The organism is Chryseobacterium jejuense (assembly GCF_017877355.1).
GTDB lineage: Bacteria > Bacteroidota > Bacteroidia > Flavobacteriales > Weeksellaceae > Chryseobacterium > Chryseobacterium jejuense_A.
Genome location: NZ_JAGIPR010000001.1, coordinates 629,866 through 650,991 on the forward strand (window position 1 = coordinate 629,866; position 21,126 = coordinate 650,991).

The following is a 21,126-nucleotide window of genomic DNA, read 5'->3' on the forward strand; positions in this document are numbered from 1 at the left end:
CCGAATTATGAGCAAATCAACAGAATATATAGAAGTTTACGGAGCACGTGAACACAACCTAAAGAATATTAATGTTAAGATCCCGCGCAACGAACTGGTAGTAATTACCGGGCTTTCCGGGAGTGGAAAATCTTCACTGGCTTTTGATACTATTTTTGCAGAAGGCCAGCGTCGTTATATAGAAACATTCTCTGCGTATGCCCGCCAGTTTCTGGGTGGATTGGAGCGTCCCGATGTAGATAAAATTGAAGGACTTTCACCCGTTATTGCCATTGAGCAGAAAACAACCAATAAAAATCCGCGTTCTACTGTAGGAACTGTTACAGAGCTTTATGACTATCTTCGTCTTTTGTATGCAAGGGTTTCGGATGCTTACTCATTGTCTACAGGGCAGAAACTGGTAAGTTATACTGAAGATCAGATCCTTGATACCATTAAGAACAACTATAAAGGAGAAAAGATTATGTTACTGGCACCTGTTGTACGTTCCAGAAAAGGACATTACCATGAACTTTTCGTACAGATGGCTAAAAAAGGCTATGGGCAGGCTAGAATTGATGGTGAGTTACAGGATATTGAATACGATTTAAAACTTGACCGTTATAAAACCCACGATATTGATATTGTGATCGATCGTTGGATTATCGGGGAAAGTGCTTCAGAAGGAAGAATGGAAAAATCTCTGCGTACCGCAATGGAAATGGGAGAGGGAATCATCGGAATTCAGAAATTGGGAAGTACAGATATTGAATATTTCTCCAAAAACCTGATGGATGCTGAAACAGGACATTCCTTAGCCTTACCGGAACCGAATACTTTTTCATTCAACTCTCCAAAAGGAAGCTGCCCGAACTGTAAAGGACTGGGAACGATCAAAAAGATCAATACTGATTATTTCATTGATAATCCGAAACTATCTATCAACCAGGGAGGTTTACTGCCACTGGAAGATATTAAGTCCAATAAATGGATTCTTGCACAAATCAAGAACATTCTTGAAATCTTCGGATTGGGAATGACAACGCCATTACAGGATATTCCGGAAGAAGCTTTGGACTATATTTATAACGGATGTCACAAAGAATTCAATAAAGACCTGAAATATGCGGGAATCACCAAGAAGATCAAGATCAGCTTTGATGGTTTGATTGCCTTCATGGAAGAAATTATTGATGAAAGAGAATCCTACGAAGCTATTTTATTAGAAAGACATTTCACCACAGAAGAAACATGCCCGGAATGTGGCGGAACCCGTCTTCAGCCTTCAAGCTTAAGTTTTAAAATTGATGGAAAGAATATTGCTGAGGTCAATGGGCTAAGTTTAGCAGATTTGAAAGATTGGCTGGCCGATGTTAAAGATAAATTTTCAGAGAAAAATAAAATTATTGCTCACGAGATCTTAAAAGAAATCGAAACCAGACTTCAGTTCTTACTAGATGTAGGATTGGACTATCTGAGTTTAAGCAGAAGTTCAAAAACCCTTTCAGGAGGAGAATCACAAAGGATTCGTCTGGCAACCCAAATTGGGTCCCAGCTTGTGAATGTTCTGTATATTTTAGATGAACCAAGTATCGGGCTTCACCAGAGAGATAACGAAAGACTGATTCATTCTTTAAAGAATCTTAGAGATATTGGTAACTCTGTTTTAGTAGTAGAACACGATAAAGACATGATTCTGGAAGCCGATGAGGTATTGGATATTGGTCCAAGAGCAGGAAAATTTGGAGGTGAAATCCTTTGGCAGGGAAAACCAAAAGATCTTTTAAAAGCAGATACCATCACCGCTCAGTATATCAATGGGAAAAGAAAAATTGAAATACCGGCTGAAAGAAGAGCAGGAAGCGGAAAAAATATAGTTCTGAAAGGAGCCACAGGAAATAACCTGAAAAATGTAACTCTGGATGTTCCTCTTGGAAAATTGGTCGTGGTAACCGGAATTTCAGGAAGTGGAAAATCTTCTTTAATTAACGGAACACTATATCCAATCCTTAACAAACATTTTTACAGAGCAGTTCAGGAACCTTTACCATACAAAAAGATCGAAGGGCTAGATAATATTGATAAAATTGTAGATGTAGACCAAACTCCGATCGGAAGAACACCACGTTCAAATCCGGCAACTTATACAGGAATGTTTACAGATATCCGAAACCTTTTTGCAGAATTACCTGAAAGTAAGATCCGCGGGTACAAACCGGGAAGATTCTCTTTCAACGTAAAAGGCGGAAGATGCGAAACCTGTCAGGGTGGTGGATTAAAAGTGATTGAAATGAACTTCCTTCCGGATGTATACGTTCATTGCGAAACCTGCAACGGAAAACGTTTTAACAGGGAAACACTGGAAGTTCGTTACAAGGGGAAATCAATTTCCGATGTGTTGGATATGACCATTGATGAAGCGGTAGATTTCTTTCAACCGATTCCAAAAATCTTTGCTAAAGTAAAAACTTTGCAGGATGTAGGATTAGGATATATTACATTAGGGCAACAATCTACAACACTTTCTGGAGGAGAGGCCCAGCGTATTAAGTTAGCTACAGAACTGGCAAAAAGACAAACCGGAAATACCCTTTATATCCTTGATGAACCTACAACAGGGCTTCACTTTGAAGATGTAAAAATCCTGATGGATGCCATCAATCAATTGGTAGAACTAGGAAATTCATTCATCATTATTGAACATAATATGGATGTGATTAAACTGGCAGACCATATTATTGATGTAGGTCCGGAAGGAGGAAAATATGGTGGACAGATTGTTGCACAGGGAACTCCCGAGGAAATTGTGAAGTCTAAAAAGAGTCTGACAGGGAAGTTTCTGAAGAGAGAATTGGAATAAAAACTTTATATGAAGACATTGACGCAAAAAAGCGGGAGAAATACAACCTACTTTGAAATTAAGGAAGATGGAGTCTTTGTAAAAAATAGCTTTATCAAAGAGTTACATGAATATAAAGTGCATTTCGCAGATATTTATGATGATGAAACAGTGCTTAGAAAGAAAAAAGATTGGGTGCTGGTGCTCATCAGTATATCTATGGTGTTTAATTCGATATTGCTTACTATCGTTATTAATCAATCTTACAATTTTTCAGTATCATCAGGAATGATTGTTTTTGTTTTGGCTATGCTTCCTACTCTCATTGTAGGTGGATTGTGCAATAATGAATTTAGAGCAGAAAGTTCCAAAAGTCTTGCAGCAGCAAAACCCCTCAATTTTTCATACTCAAAAAAAGAAATGGAAAAGGTAGATGCCTTTATAGCTGAAATCAGGAAGAGCAAGAAAGATTATTATCTGAAAGAATATTATAGGATAGATAATTTGATTCCTATCCAGACACAGGTAGCAAGGATTCATTGGCTTTATGAATGTAAATATATTACAGAAAGTGATGCACAGTTTATCCTTGACGAACTTGAAACCAGAAGGATAATTAAAGGATTATAATCTAATAAATAGATTAATGAATTATACAAAAGAATTTGCGATAGCAGATTCTTTTTTTATTTTTATCCCTCAAATCCAAGCTATTCAATCATGAAAAAATATATCATCCTTTCAGTATTTCCACTTCTTTTATCATGCAAAAAAGAGAAAGAAGTAGCTGTACCTACAGAAGTAACAGTTCAAAAAAAGAATAATGTTACAGTAGTTGAGCCAGAGTATAAACCGGATAAGAGCACTATTTTTGGAGTCTATCAGCTTACCGATAAAGATATAGCGATATGTATTCCTGTTCAGTTTGGTGATCAGGATGATCCACTATCAAAAAAATATGAAAATTTCCTCGTCAAAGATTCTATCCCGTGGATATATGGCAGGGATATGAAGGATTATAAATATTATGATACCATATCTGTAGGCCCGTTGTACTACAATAAAAGGTTTGAAGATACCTTTAAAAAAGAAATGAAAGACTCATATTTTGTGTATGGTACCAAGTCTTTTCAGGAGTGTACCATAAAGCGGGTGGTGTTCCAGTCTACAGAATGTGGAAACGATTATATCGCTTATATCCTAAACGTTGATAAAAATATTGTTGGAAACCCGCTTATTGCTTCAGAAAAAGAAATTCCGCTGAAATATGAGAATAATTATTCAGAGATCAATAAGTCTATTAAAAAATCAGCGGCTAAAGAAAGTACGGAAAATAACTATGGGTTTGGAAACTACAATCCAATCGTTTATGGAAACTATAAAAATCTGTATTTCACCTACTATGATGATTTCAAATGGCATGATAAGAAATCAGGTTCCAATTGCCAGTTTCCGGAAAGAGCCGTTTTTGAATTAGATGATAAAGAAAAAGTGAAGCTGCTTTGGAGTTCCGAAATGGACCTTCTTGGATTGCCATGTCTTTAATGGTGGGAATTCTAAGGCTTTGAATGTCAATAGATGTATTTCTTAAACTCATAAAATATAATATTTTCAGACAGGATTTTTCAGGCGTAAAAGTGTGAATAATGAAAATTTTAACCATTAAATTATAATAATGTATAACAATATTCGTTTTAATTTTACAAAACCATAAAATTAAAGCTATATGAAAAATTTAAAGAAACTGACTAAAGTAGATTTGAAGTCAGTGTACGGAGGACAGCCAAAACAATATTGTACGTATTGCGAATGGGCAAACAAAGTATTTTGCAGCGAAATTCCAATCGTTCAGTGTCCATAAAAAATCAAGCCGCTTTTTTAAGCGGCTTTTTCATTGTTTTGTATATTGGATAAAGTCTGTCATACTCTTTTTAAGATCTTTGGAGTTTCCTGTAGAATCAAAAACAATATTATCAATTTTCCATCCTTTATCAGAATCAATAAGTTGTATTCTATCAGTCCATGATACCTTTGGGGTAGTCATATTGTATTCAAATTGTACAAGAGCTTCTGCAGTTTTGTCTCGAACATTGATACGTTTGATAGTGTAACTGGTATATCCTTCATATAAACTTGAAAAGATTGCCCCCTCAAAGATCAAAGGTTTCTCATCCGGATGATCGCTGTTTTTCACTTTCTCAATATCAGCTTTTGAAGCATTGATTGCGGATTCCAATGTTGTTTTCAGTTCCGGAGAAAATAAATCATCCGAAATAGGTTGATTATACACCGCTTCATTCGATTTTCCGTATTGATTATAAAGCTGATTTACTTTTTCTGTAATCAGTTTTTTTTCTGTGGATGGAGGTGTTGTTTTACTGCAGGCAATAAAGCAGAAGATGAAGCTTACATATAGAAAAAGTGGTCGTATCATATTATAGAATATTATTTTTCTGAAAATTCAAAAGATGTACCAAGTCATTAGTTGTTAGGCTATTTTTGAAGCATCCTAATAAAACAATTGTATATCCCTTGGTTTGGATTTAATTTTATTTTTTTTTTATATTTGTAATAATTATATCCTGAATAACACAAATATAAGGCATGAAAAAAAATACGACTTCAGAACGCGTATCCTTTACTGATGGATACCGTGCTCCTGATAATGCTCAGGCAGTAAAAGAAAATAATACAGCAGGAATCAACCGCATTGTCAAACTGTCTGCAGTAATCAGCGGAGAAATCATTTCAAGTTTTAAACATTTTAAGTTAAAACAAAGTGCTGTAACCCATCATGAATTTGAATTAACACTGGCTCACGATGCCTTACCTGAAAAACAGGGACATCAGCTGGAACAGGCTAACGCGTTTTTAGGAAAGCGACTGACCATTAAAATTGCTTACAAAGATTTCGAAACAAAAAATAGCCCTGAGAGAGTTTTTGTAGGGATCATTACCAAAGTAGGTTTCAGTCAGGAAGCTCACAGTTTGGGAAATATTGTTTTAAAAGGCTTCAGTCCTACCATTCTTTTGGATGGCGCTCCCCATACCCAGAGCTTTGGGGGATCCCAGCCTGTGAATACAGGAATTATAGCGGATGAGGTAATCAAACAGGGGATAGATCGGTTCTGGTATGACTTTAGGGTGAATGCCAAAGCCTCGTCGCAAATTGTCTACAGCTCCCAGTACAATGAAACGCATTATAATTATTTATGCAGATTGGCAGAAGCCTATGGAGAACAGTTTTTCTATGACGGAGAAGTCCTGCATTTCGGAAATATGCCGGCTCCGGCAGCTCCCCTTGAATTGATAAGTGGAAGTAATGCTTCAAATATTCATACCGAGCTTAGAGCACTTCATACCCGGCCCGGTTATTATGGATATAACAGCAGTAAAAATGTTATGCTGACTTCAGGAGAAACTCCTTTAAAACATATGGGAAATCTTGCCCAGACCGCTTATACCAATAATGAAAATATTTTCAAGACCCCTTCACTTCAGTCGGCTCCCATTAAAGCAGCTACTGATATGGATGTGGTGAATTCTCAGACAGGGGTATGGGGAAGTAAAGGGGTAGATGTATTTGTAGTATCCGGTGATACCACAATGCCGTTTCTATATCCCGGATGTACAGCAGATCTTTATCTGAGAAAACCCGATTCCAGCAAAACAGGGTATTTCACAAAATTAATGATGACAAAAGTTATCCATGAGATTGATACTTTAGGTCATTACAAAGGAAGCTTTGAAGCCATTGCTTCTGATACGGGATTCATCCCGAAACCTGAATTTACAACTCCTTTTGCAGAAACACAGCCGGCAGTAGTGATCTCCAACGAAGATCCTTTGGGACAAGGACGTGTACAAGTAAAATTTCTGTGGCAGCTTAATGAAACTACAGATTTTATCAGAGTAATGAGTCCGGACGCAGGGGGAACAGATCAGATCACCCAAAACAGAGGCTATGTGGCCATTCCTGAAGTGGGAGACCAGGTCATGGTAGGATTTGTACATAACCATCCGGATCGTCCTTTCGTGATGGGCGGAATGTTTCATGGAGGGGTAGCCCTTGGCGGTGGCGTGAATAATCACTTAAAATCTATTCAGACCAGAAGTGGTATCCGTATTCTGATGAATGATGCTGAAGGCAGTGTAAATATTGTAGATCCAAGTGGTAACAATTATTTCATGGATGGAAAAGGAAACATCACGGTATCCGCACCTAATGACATCAACTTCAATGCAGGTGGAAACCTCAATATCAATGTGGGGCAAAATATGTCTACCAGCGTTGGAATGAATAAAACAGATACCGTAACAATGAATCATAGTGAAAGTGTGGGCATGATAAAAACCTCTTCCGTGATAGGAGATTCCCAGGTTTTCATCACTGGAAAGCTCACAGAGTTGATAGAAGGAGATGTGCACAGCGAAGTAAAACAGGAACGTAATGAAATTTCAAGAAAAGAAATGAATTTCAGTACAGAAGAAAATTTTACAAGCCATACGAAAAGTTCAATCTTTATGAATAGCGGCGAAAAAGGTCATAATCATTAATATTTTTCCTATGAGCAGAACAAGAATTGTCAACGGGAAATATACCAAGGTCACCGAAAAAGGGTATAACCTGTACTCTGAAGGAAATACCAATATTAATGCATCAGGTTTGAATAATCTGAATGCAGATAAAGATATTCATCATGGATCCGCGGTAGAAAAAGCGGCAGCATATCAGCCTAAAGATTCTGTAAATGTTTTTATCGGGATGTTTTTTGATGGCACCGGAAATAACAGGTATAATTCTGATAAAACCTATTACAGTAAGATCAACTCCGGGGAAACCTATTATAAAAATGATACCGTTCCTCAGGAATATTATGAAACCATAAAAGATCCCAAAACCGGAAAACAAAAAAAGATTAAAATCTCAGACCGCGACAGTTACTGGAATCCATATTCCAACGTTGCAAAACTGTTTGATCTTTATAAGAAAAAATTGAATACTAAAAATGATAAGGAGTATCCGGAATATGGGGAGTATGCTATTTTAAAACAATATGTAGAAGGCATAGGAACAAAACAGGATAAAGAAGATGATATTGCAGGTTCCTGTGCAGGAAGAGGAGATTGGGGGGTAATTGGTAGAGTAGAGGAAGGAATTAAAAGCGTTATAGAAAATGAATTTAGTAATATTCCTAAAGATAAGAAGATCAATAAGATTGTATTTGATGTTTTCGGATTCAGCAGGGGAGCTGCAGCGGCAAGGCATTTTTGCAATGAAGTCAAGAAATCGGTAAAATATGATACTGTAATGCGGGATGAAATGGATATTAAAATGGGACGTCCCAAGATCTCTTATGTTTCAGAACATGCAGGTGGCTTCTTTGGAAAAAGACTGCGCAAAGCAGGATATCAACCGGTGGGAGATACCTTTACCATAGAAATCCGTTTTCTGGGTGTATTTGATACGGTAATTTCCGATATGGTGGTGAAAGAAAATATTGGGTATAAAGTTGCGGGCGCTCTCATTACAAATCCTTTAACTGTTCCTTACAGTATTGCGGCATTTCTGGGACAGGCTTCGCTTCAGGACATCAAAACGAAAGTATCCGGATTGGGGATTAAAAAGATTTTTCATATTACCGCCCATAATGAATGGCGGAAAAATTTTGCATTAACTCCCACAGAAGAAGGTTATACTATATCGATGCTGGGCGCCCATTCGGATATAGGAGGCGGCTATGCCCATCTGGATAAATATACCGCTGTTTTGGATTATTTTGATGTGAAAGTGGGAGATGATAAAACGCTTAAGGAAAAAGAAAAAATAAGACAGTTTTATATCAACCAACGCATTTCTACAGAAAAAGAAATTGCATTTAGAAATACTTACGATCATGTAAAAGAAACAACGGTGACCAGTGCAGGAGTGGGGACGCGGGAGATCAAAGCGGAACCGGATTTCCCGGAGAAAGAAAAAACAGTATCCACAAGTCCTTATTTTCAGATATTCCAAACCAAAGAATCAGACCACTATATTCTGGAAGATTCCCGGTATATTTCTAATAAATACAGTTTAGTAGCGATGTATATGATGTTGCAAAAAGCTATTGATAATAAGGTGCCTTTTTATGACGATTATAATAAATCACCAGATGTAAAGAAAAAATTTGAATATGAAATTCCAGATACGGATAAATATAAAGTATTGAAACAGTATATGGATCTGATGTTGGATGAAAGTAAAAAAGAAGGGGTTGGAAATTATACAATATCTTCAGAAATATATCAGCATATCTGTAACCATTATATCCATCTTTCTGCTAACTTTGGAGGACTCGCTGCAATAGGGGTTAAAACCGGGGATCATCATCTTCTGGAAAGTGTAGGTTTTGTCAACCAGCCAATAGCCCCTAAAGTAGATAAAGATGGTAATATTTATTATGAAAGAGAAAAATGGTACCCTTAGATAAGAATGTATGATAAAAATAAATAAAATTAAAAGTATAGTATTATTGTTACCAGCTTTATTGTTAATAATAAGTTGTGAGCCAAAGGATAAATTTGAATGGAATGCGGGAATTTCTGCGCCAAAAAATTATATATCAGGAGGTCCATTTGTAGAATATTTTTATCAAGGAAATGGGGTGGCAGGAACATCTGCTAATGTAGGGATAAATCCTGGTTGGGGAATGACAAGTGGTGGCTATACAGGAGGTGAAATATTTAAACCTGTTCCTGATAGTATTTCTGTTAGCTGGCGCTGTGGCCTTGATTTGATTGAATATAAAGTTGGAGCAAAACTTCCAAGAGAAAAAATGTTGGAACTATTTAGAAGAGGAAAAAAAATTAAAGGGGAAAAAGAAAATTATAGCCAAATTGTTACAGGTATGGCTCCTGGAGGTAATATAACAGTTTGGCTCTCTGGCTCGTTTGGGAATGAAGAAATTACTAAAATAAGAGCCAAGCGCGTAGGAGAGACCAATAAAGATGATTCTAATTCAGTTACTCTTTGGACATCAACAGGAAATGAAGCAAAAGATATTTTGAAATATGCTTATCTTCATGGTATTCCCTATTCAGTATGGGAAAAAGGAGAAAAGAGTTATAGATATGATATAGGTTTTAGCAGTGAAGAGAATCGTGATTTTTATGAATCGGTTACAGCTCTTTCAAAGGACGGTAGCTATATATTTTTAAATGAAAATCAATTTATTGTTCCCTATAAAGATTGGCTATCTAACCATATTAATGCTGGAGTAAAAGAAGGAAAGCTTCCTGTTCATACAACAGTACAATGGATTTCTGACGATAAAAAACAATGGTATGAAGGAGAAATTGTCTTTCCTTCTGACTTTCAGAATACCTTTGAAACATTTTATCAAAAGAATAAAAATGTCCATATTGTGTACGTAATGGATAAGTTGAATCCTTCTGAAAATTACACATTTGGAACAGTTTGGTTGCAAAGTTCCACCTCCAAAGAGCGTATCATGAAATTTCGATTGGCTAAGCTAAATAATGAAACGAGACAGTTTTATGTATCAGCATATACTCTTCCCAAAGGATTTGTAGTTCCCAAATGGGAAGGAAGAATTCCTCTTGAAAAGCCAACTGATTTGGAATATTGGCAGGAAGAATAATGTTTTTTTTAATGATGAAAAAAAGAAAAAACATAGCATTATTCTTATCAAACTTATTGTTAATAATAAGCTGTCACCCCAAGGATAAATTTGAATGGAATGCTGCATGGTCAGCGCCCAAGTTTTATGGAAATGGTGGTCCATTTGTTGAATTTTTTTATCAGGGAAAAAGTATTGCTGGGGCTTCAGCCAGTATTGGTGCAGATCCTGGTTGGGGTAATACTAGTGGCGGCTATGCAGGAGGAGAAATTTTTAAACCTGTTCCGGATAGTGTTTTTGTAAAATGGATTTGTGCTATAGATGGCTATCGCTATGAAGGCGGATATAAACTTCCCAAAGATAAAATGTTGAATTTGTTTAAAAATGGTAGGAATTCTAAGGGAGAAAAAGAAAAATATAGTCAGATTATTACAGGCTTTGCCCCAGGGGGAAATGTAATAGTTTGGATGTCTGGGCAAGGAAGTAATAAAGAAATAATAAACTTTAAAGCCAAAAATAAAGGAATTTGGAAAGAAAGTGAAGAGGCTGAAAAGATTGAAAAAGAGATTCTTTCTTCAGAAAAATTTATTAATTCAGAAGTTAACATATATCGTTATCTGCATGGAGTACCTTATTCTGTTTGGGAAAAAGGCGAAAAAACGTACAAATATGATATAGGATTTAGCAGTGAAGAGAATCGCGATTTTTATGAATCGGTTACAGCTCTTTCAAAGGACGGTAGCTATATATTTTTAAATGAAAATCAATTTATTGTTCCCTATAAAGATTGGCTATCTAACCATATTAATGCTGGAGTAAAAGAAGGAAAGCTTCCTGTTCATACAACAGTACAATGGATTTCTGACGATAAAAAACAATGGTATGAAGGAGAAATTGTCTTTCCTTCTGACTTTCAGAATACCTTTGAAACATTTTATCAAAAGAATAAAAATGTCCATATTGTGTACGTAATGGATAAGTTGAATCCTTCTGAAAATTATACGTTTGGAACAATCTGGCTACAAAGTTCAACTTCAAAAGAACGTATTATGAAGTTTCGCTTAGCTAAACTCAATAATGAAACTAGAAAATATGATGTTTCAAAATACACTCTTCCCAAAGGATTTGTAGTACCGAAATGGGAAGGAAGAATCCCTATCCAAAAACCAACTGATTTGGAATATTGGCAGGAAGAATAATGTTTTTTTAATGATGAAAAAAATAAAAAGTATAGCATTATTCTTACCAAACTTATTGTTAATAATAAGCTGTGAGCCTAAGGATAAATTTGAATGGAATGTAGGAATTTCTGCACCTATATATTATGGAGCATCAGGCCCGTTTGTAGAATATTTTTATAAAGGAAAAAGTATTGTTGGGGCTTCTGCTGGGGGAATAGAACCCGGTTGGGGTTTAACGAGTGGAGGTTATACAGGTGGTTATATTTACAAATCTGTTCCGGATAGTATATCAGTAAGTTGGATTTGTGATGCAGATGGAATTCAATATAAAGTTGGTCATAAATTACCAAGAGAAAAAATGCTCAACTTGTTTAAAAATAAAATAGTAGATTCTTATGGTGAAAAATTAGCTTATAGCCAAATAGTTGCAGGTTTTGCACCGGGAGGTAATATAACAGTTTGGATGAGAAGAGGAGGTTCAGGTACTGAGGTTACTCATTTTAAGGCAAAGAATATGGGAATATGGAAAGAAAACGATAAGAGTTATAAGAAATATGTTGAAGAACATGAAAAGGTATCTGAGGGATTTAAAATTGCTAATATATATCGGTATTTTCATGGTATTCCCTATTCAGTTTGGGAAAAAGGGGATAAACAATATAAGTATGATCTAGGTTTTAGCAGTGAAGAAGATTATAAATATTCAATCACTTATTATTCAAAAGATGGAAGTGTCTATTTCCTAGATTCTACGCCTTACTTTCTGAAATGGGCTAAGCGTTTTGCCAGTTATCCCAAAAACCCTAATCCATCACATCAGTTAAAACTCCCTGTGCAAATGGATTTGATTTGGCATTCTTATGATAATGAATCCCGATGGTTTGAAGGAAGTGTGGTTTTACCACAAAATCTTCAGGCAACATTTGAAAAAGGGCATTATGATCGTATGATTGTGACAATCCCTAAGGATACAGGAGGAGATTTTGTTGAAGGAGTTATCTATTTTGTAAGTAAGCAGAAGCAGGATCAGGTGATGCGTTTTCGATTAGGAAGATTTAATGATGAACAGAAAAAACTGATGTCACCGAAATACACTCTTCCCAAAGGATTTGTAGTTCCCAAATGGGAGGGCCGAATTCCTCTTCAAAAGCCAACAGATTTAGAATATTGGCAGGAAGAATAATGTTTTTTTAATGATGAAAAAAATAAAAAACATAGCATTATTCTTATCAAACTTATTGTTAATAATAAGCTGTCACCCCAAGGATAAATTTGAATGGAATGTAGCTTGGTCAGCACCCAAGTTCTATTCAGCTGCTCCGATGCCTATTGAGTTTTTTTATAAAGGAAGAAGTGTTGCAGGTACTTCCGCGACAATAGGATCTGCTCCTGGCTGGGGAATAACAAGCGGAGGGTATACAGGTGGTGATATTTATAAAGCTGTTCCTGATAGTATCTATATGAAATGGGGTGATGAAGCAGATGGGAACTATTATGAAGGAGGAGCTAAGCTTCCCAGAGAAAAGATGTTGGAATTATTTAGAAAAGGAAAAGTAGTTAATGGAAAAAAAGAAAATTATACTCAGATCATAGCAGGAATGGCGCCTGGAGGAAATGCTACGATATGGATGGGTGGCCAAACTGGGAATACAGAAATTACAAAATTTAAAATTTCCAATAAAGGAGTTTGGAGAGGAAATGACAATGCTTATATGGAATCAGAAGCAAAATTGAGAGTTTCTGATAAATACATTAATACTGAAACAAGTAAATTTCGTTATCTCCATGGTATTCCTTATTCAACATGGGAAAAAGGAGATAAGCAATATAAATATGATCTGGGCTTTAGCAGTGAAGAAGATTATAAATATTCGATCATTTATTATTCAAAAGATGGAAGTGTCTATTTTTTAGATTCTACACCTTACTTTTTAAAATGGTCTAATCGTTTTATTGGCTATCCCAAAAATCCTAATCCATCGCATCTACTAAAACTCCCTGTGCAGATGGATTTGATCTGGCATTCTTATGACAAAGAATCCCGATGGTTTGAAGGCTCTGTTGTTTTACCACAAAATCTTCAGGCAAGATTTGAAAAAGGTCACTATGATCGAATGATTGTGACAATCCCTAAAGATACAGGAGGTGACTTTGTTGAAGGGGTTATCTATTTTGTAAATAAGCAGAAGCAGGATCAAGCGATGCGTTTTCGATTAGGAAGATTTAATGATGAACAGAAAAAACTGATGTCACCGAAATACACTCTTCCCAAAGGTTTTGTAGTTCCCAAATGGGAAGGCCGAATCCCTCTTCAAAAGCCAGCTGATTTGGAATATTGGCAGGAAGAATAATGTTTTTTTAATGATGAAAAAAATAAAAAGTATAGCATTATTCTTACCAAACTTATTGTTAATAATAAGCTGTGAGCCTAAGGATAAATTCGAATGGAATGTAGCTTGGTCAGCACCCAAGTTCTATTCAGCTGCTCCGATGCCTATTGAGTTTTTTTATAAAGGAAGAAGTGTTGCAGGTACTTCTGCCACCATTGGTGCTGATCCAGGTTGGGGATTGTCAAGTGGGGGATATGTAGGGGGAGATATTTATAAACAAGTTCCTGATAGCATTTATATGAAATGGGGAGACGAAGCAGATGGAAACTATTATGAAGGAGGAGCAAAACTTCCCAGAGAAAAGATGCTTGAATTGTTTAAGAAAGGGAAAATAGTTAATGGAAAAAAAGAAAACTATACTCAGATCATAGCAGGGATAGCACCTGGAGGGAATGCTACAATCTGGATGAGCGGCCAAACTGGTAATACAGAAATTATAAGGCTTAAAATTCCCAATAAAGGGGTTTGGAGAGGAGATGACAAAGCTTATATGGAATCCCAAGCAAAATTAAGAGTTTCTCACAAGTATATTAATTCTGAAGCAAGTAAGTATCAATATCTACATGGTATTCCCTATTCAGCTTGGGAAAAAGGTGAAAAAACTTATAAATATGATATAGGTTTTAGCAGTGAGGAGGATCGTGATTTTTATGAATCGGTTACAGCTTTTTCAAAAGACGGTAGTTATATATTTCTAAATGAGAATCAATTTATTATTACTTACAAGGATTGGTTATCTAATCATATTACGGACGGTGTGAAAGAAGGGAAATTGCCTGTTCATACAGTCGTTCAATGGATTTCACAAGATAATAAGCAATGGTACAAAGGAGAGATTGTTTTCCCTGTTGATTTTCAAAATACTTTTGAATCATTTTATCAAAAAAATAAAAATGTCCATATTGTGTACGTAATGGATAAGTTGAATCCTTCTGGAAATTATACATTTGGAACAATCTGGCTACAAAGTTCAACTTCAAAAGAACGTATTATGAAGTTTCGATTAGCTAAACTCAATAATGAAACTAGAAAATATGAAGTTTCAAAATATACACTTCCCAAAGGATTTGTAGTACCTAAATGGGAAGGAAGAATTCCTCTTGAAAAGCCAACTGATTTGGAATATTGGCAGGAAGAATAATGTTTTTTTAATGATAAAAAAAATAACACATACAGGTCAAAAATAACTATTTGAAAAGTACCTGAATCAGGCACTGATAGAAGTAGATGTTGAAACCTATTCTTTAGACTTATCTTCAGACACTAATCAAAGATATAGAGTAGCTCAGCAGGATAAAAAGATAAAGAAAGACTACCAATCTTCAATGATTTTCTTTCTGTGAACTTTTCCCCAATCGATCATAGATATAAATACAGATCTTAAAGTGGTGGTATGCTGGGTAGGAGTGTACTCAATGATCGTAAGGGAATCATCCTGAATAGTTCTGTTAATAAGTTTATTTTGCTCCAGGTCTCTTAATTCCTTCGCTAAAACTTTTCCACTAATCTTAGGAATACTATTCTTTATTTCTTTGAAACGTTTATTACCATTCATGATAGAAAATAAAACCAAGGTTTTCCATTTTCCATGGATCGCTTCCAGCGTATCCTGTAAATAAAGCATTCCTGCTTCACAATCCTTATGTGTTTCTTTTTTACTGTTCATCGCTCCACGAATTTTGTAGTTGAGTTCTCATTTAGATTACCTTTTGGTAACCAGCTCATAAAGCATATACAAAAGTAAGTAACTTTATCATATGAAAAGCTGAAGTGTAGTTATCAAACAGACCTTTTCCCAAATTAAAAGATCTTATAACTTAACCCTAACAAAATAATTTACTAAAAATGAAATCAATAACAACAGGGAAATTACTTGTAACACTCGTTGCTCTAATCACTCTTTTTGGGGCATATATTGCTGATTGGAATCATACCCATATCTTCAATCCCCGCTGGCCTCCACATGCAAAATTTCATAATGCGCAGACTATGCTCTTCGGTGCAGTACTGGGACTCTTGTCATTGTGGTTTATTTGGGTTCAGAAAGGTGATAAATGGGATGTTTTTAGACTTTCAATCATCTTTGCCAGTCTTTATTGGATAACGCAGGCAATGTCTATTTTATTTCCGGGAACAGCCTTGTTTGATCCGGAGTTTTCCTACCCTGGTCAGTGGCCTATACAGTTCATATTAGATGGTGCTATGTTTTTACTACTTATAATAGCCTACTTTTTAGAATCAAAACATTCAGATAGATTAAAATAATTCATTATTAAAAAAATAGAAATCTGATTATTATTTCTTTAAGGATTAGCAAAAAATCAACTCAACTATAAGTAATGAATGATAAAAATCAATACATTTGAGTAGATAAAAAAATTGTGGATCCTATTCTTAATGTTGCGGTTCGTTCCCTTTGCGTCTACCTTTTTATGGTAATCGCGATCCGTTTATTTGGTAAAAACCAACTTTCACAGCTCAATGCCGGAGATGTTGTTCTGCTGTTATTGATCTCGAATGCTGTTCAGAATGCAATGGTAGGACCGGATACTTCATTACAGGGCGGTATTGTGGCAGCATTGGTTTTATTTGCCGCTAACTTCCTTTTGAAGAGACTCATGTTTTCCAATCGTTCCTTTGAATCCTTTATGCAGGATGAACCTGTTATTTTAATAAGAGATGGAGTTGCAGATCAGACAGCTTTAAATCGGGTGAAAATTACTGAGAACGAACTGGAGGAAGCGATAAGAGAACATGGTATAGAAAATATCAAAGATGTCAAATTATCTGTATTAGAAGTAGATGGGAATATCAGTGTGGTCTCTCAGGATGAGAAAAGCAAGCAAACCCATTATGCAAGAATAAAAAGAAAGAACAAAAGAAAATATCATTAATCCTATGAATTACGAATTAAGAGAAATGCTTCCCAATGATGAAGCAAGAATACTGGAAATCTTCAGACAGGGAGTAGAAGGTGGTATTGCTACTTTGGAAACAGAAGTTCCTACAGCAGAAGCCTGGAGTATGGAATATTTCAATGACTGCCGTTGGGTATTGGAAAACGAAAATAATGAAGTGGTAGGATGGTGTGCCTTAAAACCTGTAAGTAAAAGAGAGGCGTTTAAAGGAGTAGCAGAAGTAAGCATTTATTTCGATAATGAATACCAAGGCAAAGGATTGGGTTCGGTGCTGCTTAAAAAGATAATTTTGGATAGCGAAAACCATGGATTCTGGACATTGCAGACCAATATCTTCTCCGAAAATGAAATGGCCATCAAATCTCATCAGAAAAATGGCTTCAGGGTGGTAGGTGTTCGCAAAAAATTAGGAAAACTCAACGGAGAATGGAAAGACCTTGTCATGATGGAGAAGAGAAGTGAAATTATCTAAGGGTAATGAGTAATGAGGTTAAGAAAGCAGTTCACCGTAGAAAATCAACATTAAATATTGAACTTTAAAACTTAAAACAATTTGGCCTAAACATTGTTATAGGAGATGTATTAAGATAGAAAAAGTAGAAATAATGAAAAGTATAATTAAAATTACAGGAGCTCTTATCGTAATGTTGATGATGACCTCATGTGTAGTCCATGCCCACGGTAATGGGCCTAAAAAGGTTCCACCGGGACAAGCTAAAAAAATATATGGCGGAAGTGCAAAAGACTATGCTCCCGGACAGGTAAAAAAGAGAGGTGGGTATTAAAAAGGGGGTAAAACGGAAATTAGATAATTTTTTTTGGCACTAACCTTGATACATTTCGCTTCTAAGTTTGAAAAAGTGAAATAATGAAAAGTATGTTGAAAATTGTAGCGGCAGGCGTGATAGCCATAGCGCTATCATCTTGTGTTGTTCATGAGAGAAGAGGAATGCCTCCCGGTCATGCAAAAAGAGTGTATGGTGGAAGTGCAAGATATTATGCACCTGGGCACGCCAAAAAAGTATATATCTATGACAATCGCGGTCATCATCACAGAGGCCATGGTCATGGACATCACAGATAAAAATAAAAAAAGCACTGAAAATTTCAGTGCTTTTACTTTTATCATTACAGCCTCGATTTTTTCGGATTCAGAAGCGTATCGAAGATCAGAACTTCCTGTCCGAATTGAGTTTCAATTCGTTCTGCTATATTTTTCAATTCGCTTTCAAGAAAATCATTTCTCAGCTCATCATTATCAAAGATCAGAAGAAGATTGTAATTCTTTCCTTCATCAATATAATCGCTGTGAACTTCAGATAAGATGTACTGATTAACATCCATCAGATTTTCAGTCATTAAAATCAGGGTTTCATCAATATAATTTTCCCATTCTTCCAGATTATTTTTTGTACAGTGGAAAGTTATACTTAATACACTCATATTTTAAGAATTTTTAAGATTTTGTGGATAAATTCTAGGGCAAAAATCGGCATTTTTTTCGTAAATTAGCCCGTTAATAAAAATTCAAAATAAATAATTTTCAGACTTCCAGCTAAGGGTCTGACTATCATTATAATAAAATTTGTTTATGCAAAAAGAAGGAGAAAGACTAATTCCTATCAACATTGTTGATGAAATGAAGTCGTCTTATATCGATTATTCGATGTCTGTTATCGTTTCAAGAGCGCTACCGGATGTAAGAGACGGCTTGAAACCCGTTCATAGAAGAGTACTTTACGGTATGTATGGACTAGGGGTTTTTTCGAATAGAAAATATTTAAAATCTGCGAGAATTGTTGGGGACGTTTTGGGTAAATATCACCCGCACGGAGACTCTTCTGTATATGACGCGATGGTGAGAATGGCTCAGGAATGGAGTTTACGTTATCCTCAGGTAGACGGACAAGGTAACTTCGGTTCCATGGATGGTGACCCACCGGCAGCAATGCGTTACACCGAAGCAAGACTGAAAAAAATCTCTGATGAGGTTCTTTCTGATCTTGACAAAGAAACTGTTGACTTCCAGAACAACTTCGATGATAGCATGCAGGAGCCAACTGTAATGCCTACTAAGGTGCCTAACCTTTTGGTAAATGGAGCTTCAGGTATTGCTGTAGGGATGGCAACAAACATGGCACCACACAATCTGTCTGAAGCTATAAATGCTATCTGTGCTTATATTGATAATAGAGAAATTACAATCGATGAGCTGATGCAGCATATTATTGCTCCGGATTTCCCTACAGGAGGTATTATTTATGGATACGACGGAGTAAGAGATGCATTCCATACCGGAAGAGGTAGAGTAGTTCTTAGAGCAAAAGTTAACTTCGAAGAAATCGGAAACAGAAATGCTATTATCGTAACAGAAGTTCCTTATCAGGTAAACAAGGCGGAAATGATCGCCAGAACTGCGGAACTTGTTAAGGATGAGAAAATTCCTGGTATCTACGAGATCAGAGACGAATCAGACAGAAACGGACTTCGTGTTGTTTATGAATTGAAAAACGATGCGATTCCAAATGTCGTTCTGAATCTTTTATATAAATATACAGCACTTCAGACTTCTTTCAGTGTTAATAATATTGCGCTGGTACACGGAAGACCGGAACAGTTGAATCTTAAGGATATCATTCATCATTTTGTTGAGCACAGACATGAAGTAATCGTAAGAAGAACTCAGTTTGAGCTTAAAAAAGCAAAAGAAAGAGCGCACATCCTTGAAGGATTCATGAAGGTAATTGGAACTCAGGATTCTTTAGATAAAGCAATTTCAATTATCCGTCATAGTGCTAACCCTCAGGCAGCGAAAGAAGGCTTGATCGAAGCATTCGAACTTTCAGAAATTCAGGCTCAGGCAATTCTGGATCTTAGATTGGCTCGTTTAACAGGAATGGAGCTTGATAAGATCCGTGATGAGTACGATGCTATTATGAAAGAGATCGCTAATTTGGAAGATATCTTAGCCAATGAGCCGAGAAGATTCCAGATCATTAAAGATGAATTGATCGAAATCAAAGAAAAATACGGTGACGAAAGAAGAACTGAAATTGATTACTCAGGAGGAGAAATGTCTATTGAAGATATCATCCCTAACGAATCTGTTGTTCTTACTATTTCTCACGCAGGATATGTGAAGAGAACTTCGCTTTCTGAATACAAAATTCAAAGTAGAGGTGGTGTAGGAAACAAAGCAGCTACAACAAGGGATTCCGACTTCCTTGAATATATTGTATCAGCAACCAACCACCAATATATGTTGTTCTTTACAGAAAAAGGAAGATGTTACTGGTTAAGAGTATTTGAAATTCCTGAAGGCTCGAAAACAGCAAAAGGAAGAGCCGTACAAAACCTTATCAACATTGAACCTGATGATAAGATTAAAGCATATATCAGAACTAACAACCTGAAAGACTCTGAATATGTAAACCAAATGAGCGTAGTGATGGTAACTAAAAACGGTACTATCAAGAAAACATCATTGGAAGCATATTCAAGACCAAGAGTAAATGGGGTAAATGCTATTGAAATTAGAGATAATGACCAATTATTAGGAGCTTACCTAACTAATGGTACTTCTCAGATCATGATTGCTACTAAAAACGGTAAATGTATCCGTTTCCCTGAAGAAAAAGTAAGAGAAGTAGGTAGAGGGTCTATCGGAGTTCGTGGTATTGCCATGGAAGACAATGATGAAGCTATTGGTATGATTGTTGTGAATGATGTGGAGAACGAAACGGTTCTTGTAGTATCTGAAAAAGGATATGGTAAGAGAACTGCAGTAGAAGATTACAGAATTACGAACAGAGGAGGAAAAGGAGTTATCACCCTAAACATTACCGAAAAAACAGGAAATCTGATTGCTATTCAAAACGTAACAGACGAAGATGGATTGATGATTATCAATAAATCCGGTGTTGCCATCAGAATGGGAATGGATGAAATGAGAGTGATGGGTAGAAATACACAAGGGGTAAAACTGATTAATCTTAAGAAGAATGACGAAATTGCAGCCATTGCAAAAGTAGAAATGGATAAAGATGTAGAAGAAGATTCTGAAGAGATTGAAGGAATGGAAGACGCTGAAGGAGAAGTTCAGGAAGGAATGGAGTCTTTATTTGATAACCTTGAAAACGATAATGTAACACCTCAGGCTGAGGAAAATGAGAATTCTGATTCTGAAGAATAAATGTA

20 protein-coding genes are annotated in these 21,126 nt (G+C 36.0%); 17 read left to right on the forward strand and 3 right to left on the reverse strand.

The window, feature by feature from the left end; genetic code table 11:
* Positions 1 to 7: 7 nt before the first annotated feature.
* The 4 genes from uvrA to J2772_RS02900 all read left to right on the forward strand — a co-directional run bounded on the left by uvrA (position 8) and on the right by J2772_RS02900 (position 4,679).
* Positions 8 to 2,839 carry an excinuclease ABC subunit UvrA gene (gene uvrA / locus J2772_RS02885; RefSeq protein ID WP_209913108.1) on the forward strand — a complete coding sequence of 944 codons (2,832 nt, stop codon included), beginning with the start codon at positions 8 to 10 and terminating at the stop codon, positions 2,837 to 2,839.
* A gap of 9 nt (positions 2,840 to 2,848) precedes the next feature.
* The gene (locus J2772_RS02890) at positions 2,849 to 3,448 is read left to right on the forward strand and encodes a hypothetical protein (RefSeq protein ID WP_209913110.1); all 600 of its coding nucleotides are present in this window, start codon (positions 2,849 to 2,851) and stop codon (positions 3,446 to 3,448) included.
* A 90-nt stretch (positions 3,449 to 3,538) separates the two neighbouring features.
* On the forward strand, positions 3,539 to 4,363 hold the full coding sequence (locus J2772_RS02895) for a hypothetical protein (protein ID WP_209913112.1): 825 nt from the start codon (positions 3,539 to 3,541) through the stop codon (positions 4,361 to 4,363).
* Between the two features lie 181 nt (positions 4,364 to 4,544).
* On the forward strand, positions 4,545 to 4,679 hold the full coding sequence (locus J2772_RS02900) for a bacteriocin-like protein (RefSeq protein ID WP_084220996.1): 135 nt from the start codon (positions 4,545 to 4,547) through the stop codon (positions 4,677 to 4,679).
* 30 nt (positions 4,680 to 4,709) lie between these two features.
* On the opposite strand, the gene J2772_RS02905 is transcribed toward J2772_RS02900, so the two are convergent.
* Positions 4,710 to 5,252, reverse strand: a complete 543-nt coding sequence (locus J2772_RS02905; RefSeq protein WP_209913114.1) for a DUF3828 domain-containing protein — start codon at positions 5,250 to 5,252, stop codon at positions 4,710 to 4,712.
* A gap of 170 nt (positions 5,253 to 5,422) precedes the next feature.
* On the opposite strand from J2772_RS02905, the gene J2772_RS02910 reads away from it, so the two are divergent.
* The 7 genes from J2772_RS02910 to J2772_RS02940 are packed head-to-tail and all read left to right on the forward strand — an operon-like array spanning position 5,423 to position 15,152.
* Positions 5,423 to 7,375 (forward strand): type VI secretion system Vgr family protein, encoded by a 1,953-nt coding sequence (locus J2772_RS02910; RefSeq protein ID WP_209913116.1) that lies wholly within the window; start codon positions 5,423 to 5,425, stop codon positions 7,373 to 7,375.
* A 10-nt stretch (positions 7,376 to 7,385) separates the two neighbouring features.
* Positions 7,386 to 9,287, forward strand: coding sequence for a phospholipase effector Tle1 domain-containing protein (locus J2772_RS02915; RefSeq protein ID WP_209913118.1), 1,902 nt, complete (start codon positions 7,386 to 7,388; stop codon positions 9,285 to 9,287).
* A 10-nt stretch (positions 9,288 to 9,297) separates the two neighbouring features.
* Positions 9,298 to 10,461 (forward strand): DUF2931 family protein, encoded by a 1,164-nt coding sequence (locus J2772_RS02920; protein WP_209913120.1) that lies wholly within the window; start codon positions 9,298 to 9,300, stop codon positions 10,459 to 10,461.
* A gap of 11 nt (positions 10,462 to 10,472) precedes the next feature.
* Complete coding sequence (locus J2772_RS02925; protein WP_209913122.1) at positions 10,473 to 11,639, forward strand: DUF2931 family protein; 1,167 nt, start codon at positions 10,473 to 10,475, stop codon at positions 11,637 to 11,639.
* Between the two features lie 10 nt (positions 11,640 to 11,649).
* On the forward strand, positions 11,650 to 12,804 hold the full coding sequence (locus J2772_RS02930) for a DUF2931 family protein (RefSeq protein ID WP_209913124.1): 1,155 nt from the start codon (positions 11,650 to 11,652) through the stop codon (positions 12,802 to 12,804).
* Between the two features lie 10 nt (positions 12,805 to 12,814).
* Positions 12,815 to 13,972 (forward strand): DUF2931 family protein, encoded by a 1,158-nt coding sequence (locus J2772_RS02935; protein WP_209913126.1) that lies wholly within the window; start codon positions 12,815 to 12,817, stop codon positions 13,970 to 13,972.
* Positions 13,973 to 13,982: 10 nt separating this feature from the next.
* Positions 13,983 to 15,152, forward strand: a complete 1,170-nt coding sequence (locus J2772_RS02940) for a DUF2931 family protein (RefSeq protein ID WP_209913128.1) — start codon at positions 13,983 to 13,985, stop codon at positions 15,150 to 15,152.
* Positions 15,153 to 15,323: 171 nt separating this feature from the next.
* Here J2772_RS02940 and J2772_RS02945 read toward each other — a convergent pair whose 3' ends face one another.
* Complete coding sequence (locus J2772_RS02945) at positions 15,324 to 15,677, reverse strand: winged helix-turn-helix transcriptional regulator (RefSeq protein WP_245365076.1); 354 nt, start codon at positions 15,675 to 15,677, stop codon at positions 15,324 to 15,326.
* A gap of 179 nt (positions 15,678 to 15,856) precedes the next feature.
* Here J2772_RS02945 and J2772_RS02950 point away from each other — a divergent pair, with 179 nt between their 5' ends.
* The 5 genes from J2772_RS02950 (at position 15,857) to J2772_RS02970 (ending at position 18,013) form a co-directional block, all read left to right on the forward strand.
* Positions 15,857 to 16,276 carry a DUF6640 family protein gene (locus tag J2772_RS02950; RefSeq protein ID WP_209913130.1) on the forward strand — a complete coding sequence of 140 codons (420 nt, stop codon included), beginning with the start codon at positions 15,857 to 15,859 and terminating at the stop codon, positions 16,274 to 16,276.
* A 116-nt stretch (positions 16,277 to 16,392) separates the two neighbouring features.
* The gene (locus J2772_RS02955) at positions 16,393 to 16,905 is read left to right on the forward strand and encodes a DUF421 domain-containing protein (RefSeq protein WP_209913132.1); all 513 of its coding nucleotides are present in this window, start codon (positions 16,393 to 16,395) and stop codon (positions 16,903 to 16,905) included.
* A gap of 4 nt (positions 16,906 to 16,909) precedes the next feature.
* Positions 16,910 to 17,401 (forward strand): GNAT family N-acetyltransferase, encoded by a 492-nt coding sequence (locus J2772_RS02960; protein ID WP_209913134.1) that lies wholly within the window; start codon positions 16,910 to 16,912, stop codon positions 17,399 to 17,401.
* Between the two features lie 133 nt (positions 17,402 to 17,534).
* Positions 17,535 to 17,714: a quinol oxidase subunit 4 gene (locus J2772_RS02965; RefSeq protein WP_209913136.1), complete on the forward strand. Its 180-nt coding sequence runs from the start codon at positions 17,535 to 17,537 to the stop codon at positions 17,712 to 17,714.
* 83 nt (positions 17,715 to 17,797) lie between these two features.
* Positions 17,798 to 18,013: a hypothetical protein gene (locus tag J2772_RS02970; RefSeq protein ID WP_209913138.1), complete on the forward strand. Its 216-nt coding sequence runs from the start codon at positions 17,798 to 17,800 to the stop codon at positions 18,011 to 18,013.
* Positions 18,014 to 18,057: 44 nt separating this feature from the next.
* On the opposite strand, the gene J2772_RS02975 is transcribed toward J2772_RS02970, so the two are convergent.
* Positions 18,058 to 18,372 (reverse strand): DUF4286 family protein, encoded by a 315-nt coding sequence (locus tag J2772_RS02975; RefSeq protein WP_068943475.1) that lies wholly within the window; start codon positions 18,370 to 18,372, stop codon positions 18,058 to 18,060.
* 148 nt (positions 18,373 to 18,520) lie between these two features.
* Between J2772_RS02975 and gyrA the strand changes: the two genes are divergently transcribed.
* Entirely contained in the window at positions 18,521 to 21,121 is a 2,601-nt protein-coding gene (gyrA, locus tag J2772_RS02980; protein ID WP_209913139.1) for a DNA gyrase subunit A, read from the forward strand.
* Positions 21,122 to 21,126: the final 5 nt, after the last annotated feature.